The 19,820-nt window shown below is 43.7% G+C and carries 21 protein-coding genes and 3 pseudogenes; 13 read left to right on the top strand and 11 right to left on the bottom strand.

Going from position 1 to position 19,820, the window contains the following annotated elements:
- The 12 genes and pseudogenes from ACGF7G_RS19965 to ACGF7G_RS20020 all read left to right on the top strand — a co-directional run.
- Positions 1-584 (top strand): restriction endonuclease fold toxin 5 domain-containing protein (locus ACGF7G_RS19965; RefSeq protein WP_387467817.1); only part of this gene is annotated, 584 nt, incomplete at its 5' end.
- A gap of 31 nt (positions 585-615) precedes the next feature.
- On the top strand, positions 616-1,371 hold the full coding sequence (locus ACGF7G_RS19970; RefSeq protein WP_387467819.1) for an immunity 52 family protein: 756 nt from the start codon (positions 616-618) through the stop codon (positions 1,369-1,371).
- Positions 1,372-1,373: 2 nt separating this feature from the next.
- The gene (locus tag ACGF7G_RS19975; RefSeq protein ID WP_387467820.1) at positions 1,374-1,637 is read left to right on the top strand and encodes a PAAR domain-containing protein; all 264 of its coding nucleotides are present in this window, start codon (positions 1,374-1,376) and stop codon (positions 1,635-1,637) included.
- Between the two features lie 163 nt (positions 1,638-1,800).
- Positions 1,801-2,421: a restriction endonuclease fold toxin 5 domain-containing protein gene (locus tag ACGF7G_RS19980; protein ID WP_387467822.1), complete on the top strand. Its 621-nt coding sequence runs from the start codon at positions 1,801-1,803 to the stop codon at positions 2,419-2,421.
- A 47-nt stretch (positions 2,422-2,468) separates the two neighbouring features.
- On the top strand, positions 2,469-3,203 hold the full coding sequence (locus ACGF7G_RS19985; protein WP_387467824.1) for an immunity 52 family protein: 735 nt from the start codon (positions 2,469-2,471) through the stop codon (positions 3,201-3,203).
- 2 nt (positions 3,204-3,205) lie between these two features.
- A complete protein-coding gene (locus ACGF7G_RS19990) occupies positions 3,206-3,568 on the top strand; it encodes a PAAR domain-containing protein (RefSeq protein WP_387467826.1) in 363 nt (120 codons plus the stop codon).
- A gap of 27 nt (positions 3,569-3,595) precedes the next feature.
- Positions 3,596-4,330: an immunity 52 family protein gene (locus tag ACGF7G_RS19995; protein WP_387467828.1), complete on the top strand. Its 735-nt coding sequence runs from the start codon at positions 3,596-3,598 to the stop codon at positions 4,328-4,330.
- Between the two features lie 2 nt (positions 4,331-4,332).
- Complete coding sequence (locus tag ACGF7G_RS20000; RefSeq protein WP_387467830.1) at positions 4,333-4,464, top strand: hypothetical protein; 132 nt, start codon at positions 4,333-4,335, stop codon at positions 4,462-4,464.
- Between the two features lie 125 nt (positions 4,465-4,589).
- Positions 4,590-5,177: pseudogene (locus ACGF7G_RS20005) on the top strand (transposase DNA-binding-containing protein).
- Between the two features lie 90 nt (positions 5,178-5,267).
- Positions 5,268-6,668, top strand: a complete 1,401-nt coding sequence (locus tag ACGF7G_RS20010; RefSeq protein ID WP_387467832.1) for a DUF6880 family protein — start codon at positions 5,268-5,270, stop codon at positions 6,666-6,668.
- Positions 6,669-6,865: 197 nt separating this feature from the next.
- A pseudogene (locus ACGF7G_RS20015) lies at positions 6,866-7,084 on the top strand (hypothetical protein); the annotation flags it as partial.
- A 192-nt stretch (positions 7,085-7,276) separates the two neighbouring features.
- Positions 7,277-7,462 (top strand): annotated as a pseudogene (locus ACGF7G_RS20020) (transposase); the annotation flags it as partial.
- Between the two features lie 33 nt (positions 7,463-7,495).
- Here the strand turns inward: ACGF7G_RS20020 and ACGF7G_RS20025 are convergent.
- The 4 genes from ACGF7G_RS20025 to ACGF7G_RS20040 all read right to left on the bottom strand — a co-directional run bounded on the left by ACGF7G_RS20025 (position 7,496) and on the right by ACGF7G_RS20040 (position 10,471).
- Positions 7,496-8,194, bottom strand: coding sequence for a helix-turn-helix transcriptional regulator (locus tag ACGF7G_RS20025; protein ID WP_387467834.1), 699 nt, complete (start codon positions 8,192-8,194; stop codon positions 7,496-7,498).
- Positions 8,195-8,365: 171 nt separating this feature from the next.
- Positions 8,366-9,034, bottom strand: a complete 669-nt coding sequence (locus ACGF7G_RS20030; protein WP_387467836.1) for a PAS domain-containing protein — start codon at positions 9,032-9,034, stop codon at positions 8,366-8,368.
- 20 nt (positions 9,035-9,054) lie between these two features.
- Entirely contained in the window at positions 9,055-9,741 is a 687-nt protein-coding gene (locus tag ACGF7G_RS20035; RefSeq protein ID WP_133815451.1) for a PAS and helix-turn-helix domain-containing protein, read from the bottom strand.
- Between the two features lie 37 nt (positions 9,742-9,778).
- The gene (locus ACGF7G_RS20040; RefSeq protein WP_387467838.1) at positions 9,779-10,471 is read right to left on the bottom strand and encodes a PAS domain-containing protein; all 693 of its coding nucleotides are present in this window, start codon (positions 10,469-10,471) and stop codon (positions 9,779-9,781) included.
- Positions 10,472-10,876: 405 nt separating this feature from the next.
- On the opposite strand from ACGF7G_RS20040, the gene ACGF7G_RS20045 reads away from it, so the two are divergent.
- Positions 10,877-11,479: a helix-turn-helix domain-containing protein gene (locus ACGF7G_RS20045; RefSeq protein ID WP_387467840.1), complete on the top strand. Its 603-nt coding sequence runs from the start codon at positions 10,877-10,879 to the stop codon at positions 11,477-11,479.
- 289 nt (positions 11,480-11,768) lie between these two features.
- Here the strand turns inward: ACGF7G_RS20045 and ACGF7G_RS20050 are convergent, their stop codons facing one another.
- From ACGF7G_RS20050 to ACGF7G_RS20080, 7 genes are all read right to left on the bottom strand, one after another.
- Positions 11,769-13,139, bottom strand: coding sequence for a VasL domain-containing protein (locus tag ACGF7G_RS20050; RefSeq protein ID WP_387467854.1), 1,371 nt, complete (start codon positions 13,137-13,139; stop codon positions 11,769-11,771).
- 94 nt (positions 13,140-13,233) lie between these two features.
- Entirely contained in the window at positions 13,234-13,674 is a 441-nt protein-coding gene (gene tssE / locus ACGF7G_RS20055; RefSeq protein ID WP_387467842.1) for a type VI secretion system baseplate subunit TssE, read from the bottom strand.
- Positions 13,675-13,678: 4 nt separating this feature from the next.
- A complete protein-coding gene (gene tssJ / locus ACGF7G_RS20060; RefSeq protein ID WP_387467844.1) occupies positions 13,679-14,218 on the bottom strand; it encodes a type VI secretion system lipoprotein TssJ in 540 nt (179 codons plus the stop codon).
- A complete protein-coding gene (gene tssG, locus ACGF7G_RS20065) occupies positions 14,196-15,284 on the bottom strand; it encodes a type VI secretion system baseplate subunit TssG (protein WP_387467846.1) in 1,089 nt (362 codons plus the stop codon). The genes tssJ and tssG overlap by 23 nt, the downstream gene beginning before the upstream one ends.
- Entirely contained in the window at positions 15,248-17,020 is a 1,773-nt protein-coding gene (gene tssF, locus ACGF7G_RS20070; RefSeq protein ID WP_387467848.1) for a type VI secretion system baseplate subunit TssF, read from the bottom strand. The genes tssG and tssF overlap by 37 nt, the downstream gene beginning before the upstream one ends.
- A 104-nt stretch (positions 17,021-17,124) precedes the next feature.
- Positions 17,125-18,705, bottom strand: a complete 1,581-nt coding sequence (gene tssA, locus ACGF7G_RS20075; RefSeq protein ID WP_387467850.1) for a type VI secretion system protein TssA — start codon at positions 18,703-18,705, stop codon at positions 17,125-17,127.
- Positions 18,705-19,820: type VI secretion IcmF C-terminal domain-containing protein (locus ACGF7G_RS20080; protein WP_387467852.1), on the bottom strand; the 1,116-nt coding region annotated here is incomplete at its 5' end. The genes ACGF7G_RS20080 and tssA, both read right to left, overlap by 1 nt.

Genomic DNA, 19,820 nt, shown 5'->3' on the forward strand with positions numbered 1-19,820 from the left:
CTGAATGGACTCTTGCTGCCTGTGCAGCAGGATTAGTTGCCGTTGGTGTAATGGAAAGCACCAAAGATAAAGAAGGTGAACAAGATAGAACAAAAGCGGATACAAAAACGATTGCTTCATCCAGAACCAAGTGTGAAAAGTGTCCAGCAATTGGGAAAGTGATGATGGTTTGGGAAAAAACCACATCGTATTCGGAAATAACTATTGCTTATCAAACAAAAATTGCCGGGACGATATACAACCCTGAATTAAGCATCATTGAGACTTGGTTATGCATGAGTACAAATTTTGATGGTTGGAAACCTGCACAATGCTTATTTCTTGAGGCTAAGGCAAATTACGATCAATTTTTTAAAAATGGGGAACCTAATGGTTTTTATCGTAAGGTAAAGTTAGGTAAGAAAAAACTGTCTGGATATGATAGCATATTGAGGCAAGCCAGAAAACAAAACGAAGTATGTATCGCATTAAATAACATTCCAAAATCTCACTGGCATTTTCTACAACCTGTATCTTATTCATATTTTACAGAAGCTTTTGCTCCATTTCTCAATATTAAAACTTTTAATACTACGATGTCTTAATAACCAAAATAATATATAGGAGAATTGAAACATGTTCATTATACACCCAAGAATAAAATTATTTTATGATCTTAGAGAAGCCATCACACCAGAATTAGCATTGGCCGATACGTATCAATTAATGAATAACATTAATGACCTCAGTAATAATTCAAGTGGTTGGCATTTACCTGGGTATAGTGAAGAAGAAATTAGAAAAAATCATGTATTTAATGAAAATGGCATTACTGAATATGCTTTAAAAGAATTCAGGGAAATTTATGAGTATGACGGAAGATCTATTATAGTGTCGCTGTTTGACAAGCCTATAATTGATAATCCTGAAAGTGAAAAATTAGAAAATAACATTACATATATTGGTCAAGATGATATTTATTCTAACCCCAAGAGATTGGGAAAAACTAATACATCTATTAATCTTGCACTTGAAAAAGAAAATTTCAACCTTAAAAATTTTATCGATTTTATTAAACATTTGGTTTCTCATAGATATTCTCCATTTATTACGACAGAGACTAGAGGCTATAGATTAAATCAAAAACAAGTTTTTCCAGACCGCCTAAGTGCCGGCTGGATGCTCTACTTGCCAATAGAAATAGATCCAACTTTAGTTCCAATGGCAGAAGAAATAATATCTATTTCTGATAAGAATGACAAAAAAGGCTCATTGATTATCACGACAAAAGATATCTTTAATATCGAAAATCAAGAACATATCAATAAAGCCAATGATATTGAAATCTGCTTGCGGGATCTACAAATACTACCATTAATGACAGAGTTATAAATATGACAAACAGAGCTGTGATCCGTTTAAACGACACAACCGATCATGGTGGTAAAGTTATTACCGCCATTGATGATTGGGTTTATCAAGGCGTGCCTATTGCTGCTAAAGGTGATTTAGTAAACTGCCCTAAGTGCAAAGGGGTTTTTCCTATTGTAGAAGGCAGTGATAATTTAAAGCATCAGGGAAAACCTGTCGCATTAGAGGGGATGCACACGGCATGTGGCGCAAAACTGATTGCCAGCCAAAAAGATTTGCTCGCTTAATTAGACGAAAAATCACTTTGGCCTATTTAGGGCAACACTGACGCGCTGCACTTGTCTTTTCCGTTTACCCAGCTAATACATTAATCTGGAAAAACGGAGAGCCGAGAAAAGTATCGTGACTATTTACAGGTCATGGATAATTTATTGAAAAGGAGAAATTGAGATGCCATTACCACTTCTTGCGCCAGCGGCTCCCGCTCTTTTAGCTGCTGCTGAATGGACACTGGCTGCTTGTACTGCGGGATTAGTCGCCGTTGGTGTAATGGAAAGCACCAAAGATAAAGAAGGAGATAGAACAAAAGCGGATACAAAAACGATTGCTTCATCCAGAACCAAGTGTGAAAAGTGTCCGGCAATTGGGAAAGTAATGATGGTTTGGGAAAAAACCATATCGTATTCGGAAATAACTATTGCTTATCAAACAAAAATTGCCGGGACGATATACAACCCTGAATTAAACATCATTGAGACTTGGTTATGCATGGATACAAATTTTGATGGTTGGAAACCTGCACAATGCTTATTTCTTGAAGCTAAAGCTAAGTATGACCAGTTTTTTAAAAATGGAGAGCCTAAAAATTTCTATAAAGATGTAAAATTAAAAGGAGATATGTCTGGGCATGACAGTATGATTTATCAGGCTAAAAAACAAAATTCAGTATGTATAACTTTAAACAATGTGCCGAAATCATATTGGCATTTTTTGCAACCTGTATCTTATGCATATTTCTCTAGAGCATTTACTAAACTTAATAACATTAGAGTATTTAATACTGTGATTTGATAGTTGTTTAATTATATTAATTTTGCTTTGCGTAAAAAGGTAAAGACATGACAACGATATACCCAAGAATAGAACTATTTCACGATCTAAACGAGAGCATAACACCTAAGGTGGCATTAAGTGATTTATATCCGGCGGTGCAACAAGTAAATAAATTATCAAATAAGAAAAGTGGCTGGCATTTACCTGAGAATTCTTTGGAAGAGAGATTGTTGTACCGAGCATTTGATGAAAATGGACCTACTGAGTACGCATTAAAACATTTTGAAGAAACTTTTGATGAAGAATCTAAACTTATTGTTAAATCTTTATCAGATGGAAATGATGAAGACAACAATAGTATTTTATATACAAGCGAAGATGAAATTCATAATAATCCTATCCGGTTAGGGAAAACCAATATATCAATTAGCATTAGTCTTAAAAAAGAAGATATTAACTTTGAGAAATTCATAGTATTCATTAAAAATTTAATATCTAATTGTAAATCTCCGTTTGTTTTAGTAGATACAAGAGGCTACTCGCTAAAACAAAAACAAGTTTTCCCAGATAGAGTTTATACTGGCTGGATGCTCTATTTACCAATAGAAATAGATTCAACTTTAGTCCCAATGGCGGAAGAAATAATATCTATTTCTGATAAAAATGGCAAAAAAGGCTCATTGATTATTACGACAAAAGATATTTTTGACATCGAAAATCAAGAACATATCAATAAAGCCAATGATATTGAAATCTGCTTGCGGGATCTACAAATACTACCATTAATGACAGAGTTATAAATATGACAAACAGAGCCGTGATCCGTTTAAACGACACAACCGATCATGGTGGTAAAATTATTACCGCCATTGATGATTGGATTTATCAAAGCGTGCCTATTGCTGCTAAAGGTTATTTAGTAAACTGCCCTATGTGCAAAGGGGTTTTTCCTATTGTGGAAGGCAGTGATGATTTAAAGCATCAGGGAAAAATGTCCGGACATGACAGTATGATTAATCCGGTTAGACGGCAGAATTTAGTATGCGAGACATTAAATAATATTCCAAAGTCCCATTGGCACTTTCTAGAACCAATATCCTATGAATACGTCCTTATAGCGCTTTCTATATTTCCTAACATTACAGTATTTAACACTGAGCTTTAATTATTCTCACAAAAAGGAGAGTTAAAAATGTCAATGATATTTTCAAGAATAAAATTATTTCATGATTCAAATGAGGCTTTAACTCCTGAAAATGCATTACTTGATTTATATCAAATTACATGCAAGATAAATAGGTTAACAACTAGAAAAAGTGGTTGGTGTTTGCCTGGTTATACTCAAGAAGAAAGATTAAAAAATAACGCATTTGATGAAAATGGACCTACTAAGTACGCTATAGAGGATTTTAAAGAAACTTATAATGAAAACTCTAGATTTATTGTGAAATCATTATCTGATGGAATCGATGAGAACAACAACAGTATTCTATATATGGGCGAAGATAAAATCCATGTTAATCCAGTTAGATTAGGTAAAACTAATATATCTATAAGCATCAATTTAGACAAAGGTGAATTCAATTTTCAAGATATTGTTGAATTTTTAATAAATTCAATATCGGTTAGAAACTCTCCATTTATTCTAGTAGATACAAGAGGTTACTCATTAAAACAAAAACAAGTTTTCCCAGATAGAGTTTATGCTGGCTGGATGCTCTATTTACCAATAGAAATAGATTCAACTTTAGTCCCAATGGCGGAAGAAATAATATCTATTTCTGATAAAAATGACAAAAAAGGCTCATTGATTATCACGACAAAAGATATTTTTGACATAGAAAATCAAGAACATATCAATAAAGCCAATGATATTGAAATCTGCTTGCGGGATCTACAAATACTACCATTAATGACAGAGTTATAAATATGACAAACAGAGCCGTGATCCGTTTAAACGACCTAACCGATCATGGTGGTAAAGTTATTACCGCCATTGATGATTGGGTTTATCAAGGCGTGCCTATTGATGCTAAAGGTGATTTAGTAAACGGGGTCTGAGGTGAATAGACCCGTCGGTTACCCTGTCTCTTCTACACAAATATTTTGATATTTTCCTGCATTCCTGTTGAACTCTTGCTCCAGTCATCGATCTCAACAAAAAAACCACAGATAAGCTAACCGATATGTTTTCAGCCAACACCGAGCAATGGGCAAAAAACACGTTTCAACACGCTAAATTAGGCGATAAACGATGCACAAAGCGTCTGGTTCAGCTCACCGGTTCACTCGCCAACCAGACAGGACAATCCCTCGTGCAATCCTTAAATTCCTCTGCTGATGAAGAAAGCGAAGATAAACTTTATGATTTTGTTGAGACATTAAAAAGTGCGGGAGACCGACAGGTTGGCGTTAAGCAGAAAGGCAGACGTCAAGCCCGTGTGGCGCACTGTGAGGTTTGTTATTCAGAAGTGAGTCTGAAAGTGCCGAAAGGGAAACAAGGGGAGAGCCTTCGCTTGTAAAAGCAATGTTGTGAAGAGATACTCAGCCCACTGGCCTGGAAGTTATTGTGGTCAAAGCAGGAGAAACAACATCTGCCAAAGAAAGCGCCGAGTCTGTATTAGGCGTATATCAGTTTGGGTAAATTGGCTGGTTGGTCTGATTCTAAACATACTGGGAGGGTAGGCTGGGAAAGACTCTGGGAGGGCTGGTTCTTACTACAAACGCTGATGGACGGTTACTTGCTTGCCAAGTCAGTTGATCTGCAGATGTGACTAAGAGACAGATTGATTACGGGGTCCGATTGTAGTTATTTCAAATAACGTATTTGCGCTTTAATTAGAATGAATCTATATGGAGGTAACATGGCAACCGAACTGAATAAAAAACAGAGTGAATTATTAAGTGGCATGAACCATGAAACTTTGGTTAATATTATCCACGACCTGATACAGGATAATAAGCAGGCCAAATCCACATTGGTGAACGGATATCTGTTATCCGCCCCGGACATACTCAAAGCTATCGAGAAGGAGTACAACCGGCAGGCTAAAAGTAAACGTTTTTATGATTACTACGAAGCGGATGCGTTTTATGACGATCTGACACGCAGTATTGCGCAGCCACTGGAGAAAGTAGCAGGTACACTCCCGGATCAAGTGGAACGTCTGAGTGTAAAAATCATGCTTGATTTTGAGCGATTCAGTGAGAACTCAGACACCTCCAGTGGAAGCTGGATGGACTACTACTCCGTGGTGCTGGACGCATGGATGAAATCACTGGCCGCACAAAAAAACGGTGACCCCGTATTTATTGCAAAAAAGATATTTGATTTTATTGCCAATGAAATTTATTTTGGATCTGGAATTTTCAAAACGTATCGCGCTTTACTTGGCTCAGATGTTTTACGCGCAGTACGGGATATGTATTATCAAAAAAAACGCCACCGAGAAGCATTAGATATCAGCATACTAATAAGGGATATCGATTTCCTGTCTGAATCCTTAAAAAAAGGAGAGTTCTGTCAACCTGAGCATTATTTTGATTATGCAAGGCTGCTCATGGATGAGGTGCGTCCCGGGGAAGCCATTGAACTGTTATTATATATGGATAAGCAAGGCGATAAACAATATTCAGACAAGGCTACATGGGATGAGTTATTTATTACTGCCCTGATTGAAGACGGAAAAAGTGATGAGGCCATGGATAAATCAATTGCAGCCTTTTCTTTTCGATGTGATACCCGTTTCTATCGGTTGTACACAAAAGCCAGTGGGAAAGGAAACGATAATATTCAGTCATTCCTGAATATTGCAAAAGAAAAAGGGTCAGCCCCCTATATATGTTTCGCCTCAGATATAGCACGATTTGATTTAATCGACAATTGTATTACAGCCACCCCCAAAGAAGAACTCATCAGTTCCCTTGCATATCTGACGAACTCATTTATCCGAACATTATCCAGCACATTGTATAAACACGGCTATGCCCTTACAGCCACGCGGTTACGTCGTATTCTGGTGGAAGATGTGATTCACCAGGCAAAAAGCAAATATTACAGCTATGCCGCATCAGACATGAAAAAAGCCATCGATTACAGCGAAGGTCTGGAAGAGAGTCCGCAGCTCCCGGGAACAGAAACTTATCTCAGAGTCCTCTACGAAAAACACAAGCGTAAAACATCACTCTGGTCGGCGATGGCGGAGAAAATTCAGGGATTATCCGTGGGGAAAAACGGGATTCGCTACGAAAGGAGTCAGGCATGACTGAACAGGAATTGTATGATTATGCGGTATCTCTGCTGGCAAAAAAGAATTATTCATCTGGTGATATGCACCGGTAGTTGGCCAGACTCACAGAAAAAATGGATGATGTAGAGCACGTTTTACGTCGTCTGACCGACAGCCATTATCTCAATGACGCTCAGTTTATCGCCTTGCTTTTTGATAAGCATGTAAAAAAACTGCATGGTCCCGCGTTTAATGAGACGGTTGAACGCTGGAAAACACTGACTGATTTTGGTCTGCACGCTGACAACTTAAGTGCACTCCCGGCCGCGCGCCTCAAAAATCTTGCGCGCTACTCGGGTATGACTTCGGTGTTCAATATCGCCAGAATGTTGCAGCAGAAAAGGATGGCGGTTCTGGTTGCCTTTGTCCTGGCATGGGAAACATTGGCGCTGGCACTCGCCAACGCGTGTTCGTCGTTTCCTGCCCCATCTGCTGAATACCGTTAAATTTTCAGCCGCTTATGGAAAAAGCGGGTTATTAATAAACCTGAGATTCGTTTAAGAAGGGAACTAAAGTGCCTGAGGGACGATCACAGTTTTCGTCAAAGAAAACAAAATCGTGGAGAATCCTCAGACATGTATAAGATAGAGACGGTCATCGACCAACTCAAAAATATTTCTCAGATAGAGCATTCAAGGCATCGCAGTCAGCTCGGTTTTCTGCTGGAAATCGCCGCCGATCTAATTGCTTATATATGCCAACCTAAAAAACCAAGCTTGAATTTACGGGATACTGATAGACAAGCCGATATTCTTATTTTTAATCCCTAGTTTTTAACCCCTAAAACGTGGCAGGCCATAATGTTAATCTAATAAAAAATAGCCCATAGGTTTATAATATCTTGGTGGAATATAAAGATCATAGTTATTTTCTTTACAAAATAATCTTAACTCCATAACTGATCCAACAGAAAGTTTCTCATAGATATCTTCGAAATACTTTTCCACAGTACGGCATGAAATACCCATTTCGACTGCTATATCTTTATTACTGAGACCGCAGCAAAATAGAAAAATAACCACCCACTCTTTCGCTCTTAATATATTATTCGGTGGCTTAAGCTTAACAGGGGTAAATATATGATGTTTAATATAATGAGCTATTGCAAAATATTCTATTTCTCTTGCATGGGAAACGACACCAATACATTGATTATTTTCATCCATTAATGGGAATTTATTATAAAAATAAGATCTAAATCGTTCACCTTTGCCAAAAGGGTAAATCCCTATGGATGAGATTCGCTGCATCTGTGTTAAAACCTTACGGTCATGTTCTTCAAACAAATCGGCAAAATGATGAAACGGCGTCAATAATTCTTGTTCAGAATACCCAATAACGTCAAAATCTTTAGGGAGTTTGTTAACTTTAATAAATGCCCTGTTCGCATAAATTAAACGGAATTCTCTATCTTTTACAAACCACAGTTCAGAGCTTCTATCCCACATATTTGTTAGCTGATGCGTAATTAAAGGAAAATTTTTCCCTCTCGATTGATTCATATATAATCAGACCTTAAAAAATAATGGAAAATACGGTATAAAAGAAGGCAAAAATAAACATAATCGATAAGGATTACGGGTTATATTCCTTCTACATCAGTCAATTAGGCATTCAAGATAAGATTACTTCATGTTAATACGATAGACAGAGTAACCAAAGAATACAGGACGCTAATATAATAAGAACTTTTCGGGCACATAGCGATAAAAATTATTGACTAGACAGTATTCTTCTAATTGAAGATGGGAGTTAATGTTTATTTTATGATATATCCTGATCATATGGTTTTCAATTGCACTAGAGTTAAGGTTCAATATTGTTCCAATCTGCTTTTTTGTGTATTTCTGTAAAAAAAGAAAAATAATATCCCACTCACATTCAGTAAAAAAATCTGTCGGTGGTTGGAGCAAAATGGATGGGGGGAGTTTATCATAATATTGATACAAATAGAGTAATGAATAGTCTTTGGCTTTCCATGCATGAAAAAGAAGCCCAATACATTCATTTTTATTATCATATATTGGAAGTTTTTCCAAAAAGTAAGATGACAGAATTTTTTCTTTCCCAAAAACATGGGTTTCAAGTGAGCATATTCTTTTATTTTTTTCCATCACTTTTTTATCATGTTCAACAAATTCCTTTGCAAACTCAGCGCCATCCCAAGGGAGTTCATCATCATAAAGCCCCTCAAAATCAAATGAGCCAGGGAAATTCTTAATAGAATTTAATGCTAAGTTACCGTAAATAAAACATGAAGAACTATCTTTTATTCCCCACGGTTCATTGCTTAATTCTATTGTATTGATAATCTGAGGCGATATCATATAGTTCTTCTTCATAAAAAGCCCACTATAAGGGATTAAATAAACATTCTGCTTTCTGGGTGCACAAATCTTTCTGGTACATAGAGATCAAAATCATTAAGGCGACAATATTCTTCCAATTGATAACAGGAATTTACGCCGATCTTTTTATATATCCGAAATATATGGGCTTCAACAGTGCGATAGGAAATATTCAATATCTTTCCGATTTGTTTACTGGTGTATTTATGCAAGGAGAGAAAAATAACATCCCACTCCCGTTGTGTAAATAAATCAGTTGGTGGCTGAAACATAATAGATGCAGGAAGTTTTCCATGATACAGACGAGTCAATGAGAAATCCTGCGCTTTCCATACATGAATAAGGATCCCAATGCATTCATTTTTATCATCATAAATTGGAAATTTTTCCTGGAAATAAGACGACAGAATTTTTTCTTTCCCAAAAACATGAGTTTCAAGTGAACATATTCTTCTATTTTTTTCCATCACTTTTTTATCATGTGCAACAAATTCTTTTGCAAACTCAGCGCCATTCCAGGGGAGTTCATCATCATAAAGCCCTTCAAAATCAAATGAGTCTGAGAAATTCTTGAGAGACTTTAAAGCCAGATTACCATAAATGAAGCATGAATTTTTGTCTTTGACTCCCCATGGATCATTATTTATTCCCATAGTGTTGACTATTTGCGATGAAATAGTTATCTGATTAGTGTCTTTCATAGTAAAATCCTATTGTACAGTTATGTTAGTGATAAATTTATAATTCCCTACTACCAACAGTAACGAATCTTTCAGGAACATAACGATCTAAGTTATTTTCTTTGCAGAAATCTTTCAATTCTATCTGCTGTGGCAGATTAAATTTTTGGTAAATTGACTGAATATGACTAACAACATCTTCTGTACTCATCATTAACTCTTCACTGATACTTTCTTCATCCAGTGAGCGCAAGGTCAAAAAGAGCACTTCCCACTCAGTTTGCGTCAGTATGTCGTTAGGCGGTGTGAATTCCAGCTCCGCTGGAGATGTTCTTTCACAGTAATAAGAAGTAGAAAAGTTTTGAACTTTGGACATATGAAAAATAATACCAATGCAGTGACCATTTTCATCACAAAGTGGGTATTTATCACAGCGGTAGGTTTGCTTAATGTTATTTTTTCCAAACAGGTGAGTTTCAAGTGACGTAACTGTTTGCATAGTTTGAATAACTTTTTGATCCTGACGACAGAATTCCTCTTCATGTTCTGCGGTAGATGAGGGTAATTCTCCCGCTGAAAGCCTCGTAATATCGAAATATTCAGGCAAGTTGAGCAGTTGATAGAAAGCCGGATTAGCATAGATAAACCTTGATTGCAGATCTTTAGCTCCCCAAGGTTCATGACTTTTTTCCCACATATGAATTAATTGCGGATCGATATTATTCGGCTGATTAGTTCTCTTATTTGACATAGAAAATCCTCACTTATTAAATAATATATTCTTTGAAGAAAGATTAGGCCACAATAATTTATTCGTCAAAAAACACGATGATTTTATTCTATTTATAAAATAAAAGATGATATTATTTCACAATGAAATTTCTTATTATGGTGACATATAGTTATATTTTTACATGTAAACTAATTTCACTGTCTATCCGATTGTTCACAAATAACACTTTTGCATAAAATTCCACCAAGACTTTTTCATTATGCAATACCAATCCTGCCTGCTCGCATATATTATATGGGCATGATACGCTTACGCGTTCTAATAAGAACCATAAATGACTATTTATAGGTAGACAATATTGAATAAAAAAGAATATGTAAAGCCAAAACCACTTTTTTTCTCAAATTTGCGAGAAACTACTCAATGACAGATTCACACGAAGAAAAAACCACTCAAAAAGGTAAAAAAAGTAATAAGCCAGATCGCATGATCATTGACGATAGGGTCACCCATTTTGGTCAGCGTTTACGTGAAGCTATGCAAGATGAACCCACCGCCAAATTTGCCCGGCGTTGTGGTCTGTCCGATAAAGCGATATGGAGCTATTTGGACGGTTTAACTTACCCATCGATTGATAAAGTAGCTGCACTTGCACACGCCAGCAATACGTCAATAGAATGGTTAATTTTAGGGATCCTTGATGATAGAACCACTCATTTTGGTCAACGTTTACGTGAAGCCATGCAAGATGAACCAATCGCCACATTTGCCCGACGTTGTGGTCTGTCAGAAACAGCAATCTGGAATTACTTAAACGGTTTAACTTACCCATCAATTGATAAAGTGGCTGCACTTGCACACGCCAGCAATACGTCAATTGAGTGGTTAATTCTAGGCTTAGACACATCGAGTTCAACTTCATACACCGATGCTAATAAACTCAAACAAAAATTAAACACGATGACGCTGGAAGATACAAAGTTATTATTGAGCAAAATTTTCGACGTGATATCAATATATAAATAATACTGCACCAAGCACAAACTTTCTCTGTACTCAATCCCTCTTTAGGGGATTTTTAAGCGCTGAATAAGCGTACCATTCTACCAATCACCGTGACTTGCTCCCACCACTAAGTCACCAATGACTCGAGTGGGGGCTTCTTATGATCCCTATTAGCAACGGCTAATAGCTTTCGTTGCAGATACTTAAATAAACTTTCACTTTTCAACAAAAATAAAATGAAAACTGGCCTGTTAAACAAACAGTGCTAATAAACAAAAACTCTAAATAACCTGTGGCGATAAGACATTGATTAATGGATAACAGACTGCGTGAGCAGTGCATAACGATTGAGTAATTGATTGATACGGGTGTTAATTTGCTGACACAATGCCGGGGAAACCGCGCCCCTTTTTTGCTGTTCGGCCAGTTGGCGCAGCAATTCTTCCAATGGCGGTGTCCTCATCAACGGTTGCTGAATGCCAAATACCATCGATTTCAATTGAGAACCGGTGAGATAACGACCGCGTTTTTCGTCCAGCGCATCAAGTTGGGCAGCCAATTGTTGCAGACGCAATTGGGCCAGATGGTAATTTTCCAGTTCAGAGACAGGTAACGCCGTGGCTTCACGTTGCTGTTGCCACTGTTTATCCATCTCTTGCACCATTTGGCTGGCTGGCCACAATGTTCGCAATTGGTGTAATAACTGCGCACCGTATTCCCATCGCCACAATGCAGGCAACGCATCCAAACTTGCCAGCCTCTCCCGACTGGCTGCCAGCGTTTCATCCTGCAACTGGCTCAACAGCATTGCTTTGTCCGGGTGGCGTAACTCCGCAAGCTGCGTTGGAAGCAACGTCCCCGGCAAAGGTTGCGTGGTCGCCCGCAGTGCCTGCACCAACGGCGGTGCTTGTCGCATTTCATTCACCCCCCAGACGCCGGTCACTGCTAGCACGCACAGCGCGACGCCCGCGACAAAACCGTGCCAGACTTTCCAGCGGGACACAGGTAAAGCCCGGACCACATTGCCCTGGGGGTGTACACCAGAGACAGTTTCACGCACGACATATATCAGCTGTGGCCGACGGTGTTCTGTGGGCGTCAAAATAGCATACCCCCCAGATTGTACGGAGGAGACCGAACCAACAGGCATCATCCCCGTTTCCGGTTTCAGACGCTCTAAGCGTTGAGCGCTGTTGTGAAGCCACACGCGGAGGCTGTCGAGTTGACTCACATATTTCAGTTCCAGACGTTGAAGCACTTCACACAGATGCTCAAGAACCTTTTCCACACGATAAATCAGCGGCAGGTCAATATAGGCGAAAACGCAGGTCCGCAATATCTGCTGTAGCCGTGCGACCAGCCCGGCAAATATCTCAACTCGTACCTGTGTAGATTGAGGCCAGAATTGCGACCATTGATGGGTCACTAACCCTTCAATCAGTGCCAACCCTTCATCAATACCCGTTAATCCGGCACGTTGTGCCCGGGCTAGTGTATACCAAGCGGCAGTTTGCAGTTCTACACCGTTGACCTGAAACAGTGTCAAACAAAGCTGTTCAACTCTGGCCCAATCAACGTCAGGCCGTGCCGGATGACTCAGTTTGCTTATTTCGTCTTTCAGCACACTGAATTCAGGCTGCGTCCGGGGATCATCCCCGGTATAGACAATATTTTCAGTCATCACTTTATTTTCACCCAAGTTTGTTGCTGAAATCAGCGTGATTAATGTGGCGGGACAACAGAAAGCGTTGGTGAAATAGTAGCCCCACCGCAGATTAATCTATCCGTCCTTGCTGGCGCAGATGGCGGATCAAGACTTTCCCTTCCGGGACAAATTCTGTATCAAAATGCACCCACCCTACCCCTTTCAGTTCGGCGTGGATGTCATAACGCAAACGCGCCGGTTCAATCTCCGGCAATAACGTGACACTGACCTGCTTCAAGCGGGGCTCATAGGTCAACAGCGTGTGTTCAATCGTCGTGATCAGGCTCTGTGACGACGCAGGCAGCCCTTGCAGGATAGCACTGAGATCAGGCAGGCCATAATCCGGCAGATGGGTCAGCGAACCCGCCCGGCAATTGAGGATACACTGCATATTGTCCAGTACCGACAAAATCACCTGGTTTTCTTCGCTGACCTGATGAAAATCCAAACCTCCTCTAAAGTTGCCGAAAAGGCATTCATACAGGGAAGGTTTGTTGATTTTCTTTTTCATAAATTCACTCCTTTTCAGGCAACAGAGTCAAGCCATCGGCATTCAACTCAATGGTGCGAGGCTTATCCGGTAACAGCGCATTGCGCCTGATGATGGTGCGCCAGGTCGCCCCAGCTAAATCAGGACGTCTGAACAGACCCACCACCGCGACATATTTCGCCTGCGCCGCCATCGGCATATTGAGAGCGGCATGTCCCCCGGGTTTGACTACCACCTCCCCGCTCGCCAGGCAATCGGTGCCGAGTACACGGTCGCCGTTCTCCAGCAAATCCGCATAATCCGCCTTTTCTAGCGCTTTGTTATCCCGCAGCTGATAAACCCGGACCAGCGCAGGGACGGACAGGGCAACATTTTCCTCACCATCCGTGTTGACCGTTGCCCGGGGCGTAAAATCCAGCCGTAATGTTTTCACCTGTCGATGAAAAAGGGTGTGCGTAACGGATACCGTGCCATCCGTTACTGTCTGAGTCAGACCGCAACCGGTCAGCAGTAAGGTTACTGCCACTATCATTGGCACGGCTTTATATAAAGGAATAGTTAACATCGTGTCCTCCTGTGTTTTGATAACTGTCCGGCGGTATCCCCTGATAATCCCCCAGATCCACCGTCATTTTGTCAGGTACCGCTCCCCGATTATCTTCAGCCTTCAACCCTAACACCCCGGTCAGCCCCAGTTGAACAGGCGGCCCGCCCAACACTGGTACCGGTAATATTCGGGTCTGAAGGGTCAATTGCAGCCGGGCCCGGTACCGCCAGCCCAAATAAACGCGCAACAACACTAATAAATCCGTATGCAATTGCCCGCCCGGCAACCAACCCCGCGCTTCCTCCGGGCAATCCGTATGCAGCGCCAGCAATAACTGGCTGTTGATATCCGTACCGATCCTGCCCAGAACGGTACGTTGCGATAGGGAAATCGGCTGTGAGTCTGAAAAAACAGCCGGTTGCATCAGATGGATCTGCCGCGGGCAGGATGGCGTCACCACGACACGGGTCTGCGGTGCCAGCAATGTCACCAACGCCGATACCCCTTCCGCCGTCCGGGTCGGCAGACGCATCACACTGAGCAAGGCCAAAAAACGGGATGCCGGCGTGGTAATCTGCTGCTGACTGCCCGGTATGCCCAAGCCAATCAGCCCCAGTAAACACTGAGATGTTTGGTCGCTGCCCCCGGCGGCAAACGTCGCCGGGTAGGAGTACTTACGCCAGATACGGTAAAACTGGGTGAATATCCGGTGATTAAACATATCCAGAAAGGCTTCAATCGCGTCATGCCCTTCCCGATGTTGAGCGATATCATTCAGGTAAGCGGTCGGCAACGGGGAATCCACGCCGTACAGCCCCATAAAGGTGGTTCTGGCCGTCGGTGGATGATCCGGATAGCGACTGTCCGTTTCTATCATTTTCAGTTCACCGATAGGGAACCCCATCCCCGAATGGGGCCGGAAACGTATCACGTCATCGGCGGGATTATCCGTACTGCCCAGAAGTCGCCGATCCGGGACCATGCGCTCAATTGCCTGACAGAATTGATAGAAATTGAGCGTCGAAATATCGGCTTTCAGTAGGGACATTAGCCGGGAATGCGCTGACTGTGTTTCTCTTGCCATAATAAACGTTCCCCTGTGGGTTGTAAGATCAGCGTCAGCCGGTTAAACAGATGGATATCGGTGTACAAAGCAAAAAAGCGACTGAGCATTTCGCCGAACAGACAGATATCCCCAGTCCCTGAAAAGCCGTTGCTGTCCAGCGTGACTTCAATGTGCACTCCTCGTCGCAAGCACCCCTGCTCAAACCGCTCGATAAGTGCATGTTTCACCGCCACAATGGCCGCCAAACGGCGCACGTTCATGTCATCGTCGGTCCAGTCGTACAGGGCCAGCGTACCGCGCAACACTTCCGGGTTATCCATCAAACTGAGGAAATTGGAGCCGAGATGACTGAGTACCCGCCAGTGAAAGCGATCCCGGTTTGGCGGATAACAAGGCAATGTCGGCTCACACAGATTACGCACGGTCAGTCCCACCAAAGGGGGAGAAACCGCCGTATCCAGCAGCGTCTCCTGCAATGCCCTGCGAGGCAGTTGTCCATTGGTGCCCGTCATCGTGAGTGACAGATTTTCTGCTTCATGGGATCCACCATTATCAACTTCCTCCCCACCCAGAATAAGCCAGGTGTCGTACAAACCCGACACTCCCCGTTTCACCCGAGTATGGTAGTAACGCTCCGGCGCGTCATGGCGCAACATACCGCCTTTGTGGCGGAAACTACTAAAGGGCACATACGACTGGTGCTCACTGCGTTTCGAGGACACCACCGCATCTACCGAATAAATCTCGGTATGCCCGTCCTGTAGGCGCATCGCACGCAGCAAATACTCCGTTTTCAACGGTGACAATGGCAACGGATCGGATTCCAGCGGAAACAGATTAATCACCGGGGCGCAATGCAAACGGATATGCTCCGCAGAAAACGCCCACTCACAAGGCCAGCTTTCACACAGCACCACATCCAGCTCAAACCACGGCGTTCTGTCGGGAATAGTCAGCTTTTCCAGCCCACAAAGCGCGACAAACATGAATTTCTCGCGGAAGGTAAAATATTCCAGCAGCAGCTGATAACCACTGAATGCACTGTCCCCTTTCGGCCACAGTCTTTCCTCATCGCTAAATCCCTGCGGCGAGAATACCCCGTCAAACGGCTGACGGTCAGGCTGGCCGGGCAGGCGCAAATAAAGCTGTTGCGTCTGTAGCGTCAATGCTCGATGTAACGCACAGGCCAACGGGCTGTCCGCATTCAGATACAGAGGCAAACGACTCAAATCAATTTGGTGCCAATCCACCAAGGCTCCGCACTCAAAATGCAAGCGAATGACAGAACGGCCATCCGGTTCAGCCTTAAGGGCAGCATCAGTCAGCGCCATAGGCAGCAACTGAACCGCTTGGGTGGTGGTATAGCGACACCGGGTCTGTTGTGGGCCGATCGGTTGCGAAAGCACCTCAAAGCCCTTTTTCACCTGCACCGGATTTTTCAGCTGTTTCAACTGTGCCCAATCCGCGCCCAGTTCCACAATGGACAGTGAAGGAATAGTACGCAGGTAATGCGGCCACAGTAAGCTGACCAGCCCTTCCGTCAATTCAGGCAAGTCATCATCCAGCTTCTCACGCAGGCGTCCCATCAGAAAGGCAAAGCCTTCAAACAGACGCTCCACATAGGGGTCACGTGTGCCGACTCTATCTAGATTGAGCATGGCCGCCCGGTCAGGATAGGCTTTTGCGAACTCTTTGCCCGCTTCACGCAAGTAGCGCATTTCTGCCTCGTAGTAGCGCAGGATTAAATCATCCATCGAATTGTCCTCAAGTGAGTGATAAACGGTTCAGAATAAATACAGTGGAGAGGGTAAAAACGTGTCGAACAGGGATAAGATTGCCCTGCTGTGTTCCAGGGCAATCAGCCACACAATACCGCAGCTCTGACGGGATCAATCGCCACCAATTCAGCCAGCAACGTCTCTCTGCGTTGTGCCATACTCGTTTTATCGTGTTCACTGCGTTGCGCTTTCATTCGCAACAACTTAAGCAGACACGCTTTGACCTCAAACATCAGTTCCGGCTCCCATTCGTCAAGACTGAATGGCCCATTGGCATTCAATTCAGCTAACAAATGCAGGGCCATGTCAGGCTTGCCGCATTGTTCAGTCACCCGTGCCATCAGCAAGCGCTGTAACCAACGGTGGCGAACCCCATTTATCCCCGGCAGTTGCCCCAGCCAACGCAGCGCAGCATCCATGCCTTCACTGTCTGCCAGTTGTAATGCCTCCGGTTCAAGGGACAAAATGTCATCATCAGGCCGGGATAGCATCGGCCTGTGCTCAAACAGCCAATCTGCTTGATTGATGTGAACCTGTTGGGCTATCCAGCCGGCGGTCACCTCATCGGCAAACGGCGTGCCATCGTTATAAGCCATATTCTCCAGCCCCGGCAGCCGTTCAAGCAGGATGCTCAAATCTTGTTTAATAATGTCAGCCCACCCTTCATAAGGGCATCCCAATTGTTTTAACGCCTGACAAAGATACCACTGTAAATCCAGCCAGAAATGATTGGCACCTTCCGTAAATATCTGATCAGCCTGTTCCAACAACTCACGCCAATTCTGTTGCCGATAGAGCCGTTTTAGCTGAACGCGGTATTCCGTGCGGGGAGAGGCTAGCCGGGTCAACCCGGTGACATCCTGTGGGGGCAACTGATGCACGGTATCCCAGCGGATACTGCGCATCAGCCGGGCTGAAGAGATCCAGCCCTGGGGTTGGTCGCACAGATAACGCGCCAATTCACGGGCCTGATCCAACAGATCGCGCCCGGATTGTACCGGGTGCCATGCAATTGGAGGGGGTTGTACCGCAGAGAGCGACACCGGTGCAACCGTTTGGGGGATGACCGCCTCTACGCCACCCGATTGTGCCAACCGATTTTCCAGTGTTCCCGCCAATCCGATAAGCGTTGGACGGGTGCCTTCATCCCAGGTAGCAAAGACCTGTTCCAGTAACGCCAATGCGGCCAGAATGTGCTCAAAGCCAGACCGTTCCACCTCGGGATAACGTGACAGACTGTCCTGAATTTTAACGCCGGTCAGCCACTCGAATGCCGCTTTACGACTGTCCGCCCGGCAGGGCAGCAACGCCTCACCAAAACGTTCAGCTAATGCGGCTAACAACGCCAGCCCTTCTGCCAGGCCACGTTCACCATCCTGATGCAGACGTGCCCACACATAATAAGCTGCTACACGCACATCTTTACATTGGGTGGTCAGCAGCTTTTCCGCCAGTTCACAGATAAGGGTCGTATCAATGCCACTGAGTTTATTGACCTCCTCGCGCATACGCTGAAAATCGTCGTTATAGACCGGATCATCACCAACAGGTGCCCCGGCACTGATGGGCAGCAGCCAATTTTCCCACCGTGCGGTGCTTTTCCGTGCTTCGGCAAACGCATCCCGCCCGGAAAAGCAGCTTGCCAGGAGTTGTTGCAACATTATTCTGCCTCCCAATCATCGTCATCCGTTGCTGACATAGGCGTGTCATCACCCGGCGTTACCATAAAAATCTCTTTCGGCAGCGTAAATCCCCGCAGTTTCAGCAACGCCAGCGGCCCGCGGCCCATTTCCGTGCGTAATATCCAGGTTATCGGTAAACCGTCCGGCATAGTAAACGTCAGCCGATAACGGCTTTCATCCAGCTTTTCTGCTTTCGCCTGTTCCAACCAACGGAGCAACCCCCAGCTTCCCGAATAATCACCAAACAGCCTCGCGCCCGCATTGACACTGGTCCAGGTCAATATCACTCCCGGTTTATAGGTTTCTCCCGGCCAGCGAAAACGCTGCCAGCTTTCCATCTGGTTGAAGTAACGCAGTTTCTGACCGTCTATCGTCAGGTCGGTTTCCACCACATCCCGCGCCGCTCGCGCACGCAGTTCAAACCGCAGCCCCTGACTGCCGTCCGCAAACAGCACATCCGATAGCTGACTGAGCTGATCCACCGCTTTCAGGAAACGCGGGTTAAAACGCAATCCCTGACCGTTCACCCGGTCCGGTACCCAGCGGTTACCCGCTTTGTGCAGCACCCCGCCTAACTGACGCGTCAAAAACTGCTCAATGCGCCCGGTGTCCGGACGGATAAACTGCCCCAACATCGGCAACGAAATGTCACTCTCCCCACCGGCAAACGGGTAACGACCGGCAAAGGCGGTATTCCAGTTGGCGACGATTGCCGTCTGCCACTGTGCGTTCAGGCTGGCCGCCGCAGGTTTCAGTATCCCCTGCCACGCCTGGTTTAATGGCCGCACGAACATCGTCTGACCAAAACCGCGCCATTGGTCACCCAAGCTGGCCGCCATCAGATTGCCATAGCCCTGCGTCTCCGTCAGGTCGGCGCTTTTGCCCTGAAACACCGTCTGGGCCAGCCTCTCCGCCATCTCCGGGGGGTCGTCACTGGTGTTCATTTGTTGCAGTTTCAGACGCACCTGCGTGACCCGGGTCAGGAAGGTTTGCAAATTGAGGGTGTTGTCCGCCGTCATCACACTGTGCGGATTATTTTTCCCCATCAGCGCCAGTAACGGGCCGAAGGTGCTGTCCATCGGCCCGCTCAGTTC

This window comes from Photorhabdus sp. RM323S, assembly GCF_042879375.1.
GTDB classification, from domain to species: Bacteria; Pseudomonadota; Gammaproteobacteria; order Enterobacterales; family Enterobacteriaceae; genus Photorhabdus; species Photorhabdus tasmaniensis.

Bases quoted from the DNA above. Each gene is read 5' to 3' on its own strand.
- ACGF7G_RS20040 (WP_387467838.1), bottom strand. From the start codon at position 10,471: ATGTCAAATAAGAGAACTAATCAGCCGAATAATATCGATCCGCAATTA.
- ACGF7G_RS20030 (WP_387467836.1), bottom strand. From the start codon at position 9,034: ATGAAGAAGAACTATATGATATCGCCTCAGATTATCAATACAATAGAA.
- ACGF7G_RS19970 (WP_387467819.1), top strand. From the start codon at position 616: ATGTTCATTATACACCCAAGAATAAAATTATTTTATGATCTTAGAGAA.
- ACGF7G_RS19985 (WP_387467824.1), top strand. From the start codon at position 2,469: ATGACAACGATATACCCAAGAATAGAACTATTTCACGATCTAAACGAG.
- tssE (WP_387467842.1), bottom strand. From the start codon at position 13,674: ATGAAAAAGAAAATCAACAAACCTTCCCTGTATGAATGCCTTTTCGGC.
- ACGF7G_RS20025 (WP_387467834.1), bottom strand. From the start codon at position 8,194: ATGAATCAATCGAGAGGGAAAAATTTTCCTTTAATTACGCATCAGCTA.
- ACGF7G_RS20000 (WP_387467830.1), top strand. From the start codon at position 4,333: ATGACAAACAGAGCCGTGATCCGTTTAAACGACCTAACCGATCATGGT.
- tssG (WP_387467846.1), bottom strand. From the start codon at position 15,284: ATGGCAAGAGAAACACAGTCAGCGCATTCCCGGCTAATGTCCCTACTG.
- ACGF7G_RS20050 (WP_387467854.1), bottom strand. From the start codon at position 13,139: ATGACTGAAAATATTGTCTATACCGGGGATGATCCCCGGACGCAGCCT.
- tssA (WP_387467850.1), bottom strand. From the start codon at position 18,705: ATGTTGCAACAACTCCTGGCAAGCTGCTTTTCCGGGCGGGATGCGTTT.
- tssF (WP_387467848.1), bottom strand. From the start codon at position 17,020: ATGGATGATTTAATCCTGCGCTACTACGAGGCAGAAATGCGCTACTTG.
- ACGF7G_RS19975 (WP_387467820.1), top strand. From the start codon at position 1,374: ATGACAAACAGAGCTGTGATCCGTTTAAACGACACAACCGATCATGGT.
- ACGF7G_RS19990 (WP_387467826.1), top strand. From the start codon at position 3,206: ATGACAAACAGAGCCGTGATCCGTTTAAACGACACAACCGATCATGGT.
- ACGF7G_RS20010 (WP_387467832.1), top strand. From the start codon at position 5,268: ATGGCAACCGAACTGAATAAAAAACAGAGTGAATTATTAAGTGGCATG.
- ACGF7G_RS20035 (WP_133815451.1), bottom strand. From the start codon at position 9,741: ATGAAAGACACTAATCAGATAACTATTTCATCGCAAATAGTCAACACT.
- ACGF7G_RS20045 (WP_387467840.1), top strand. From the start codon at position 10,877: ATGACAGATTCACACGAAGAAAAAACCACTCAAAAAGGTAAAAAAAGT.
- ACGF7G_RS19980 (WP_387467822.1), top strand. From the start codon at position 1,801: ATGCCATTACCACTTCTTGCGCCAGCGGCTCCCGCTCTTTTAGCTGCT.
- ACGF7G_RS19995 (WP_387467828.1), top strand. From the start codon at position 3,596: ATGTCAATGATATTTTCAAGAATAAAATTATTTCATGATTCAAATGAG.
- tssJ (WP_387467844.1), bottom strand. From the start codon at position 14,218: ATGTTAACTATTCCTTTATATAAAGCCGTGCCAATGATAGTGGCAGTA.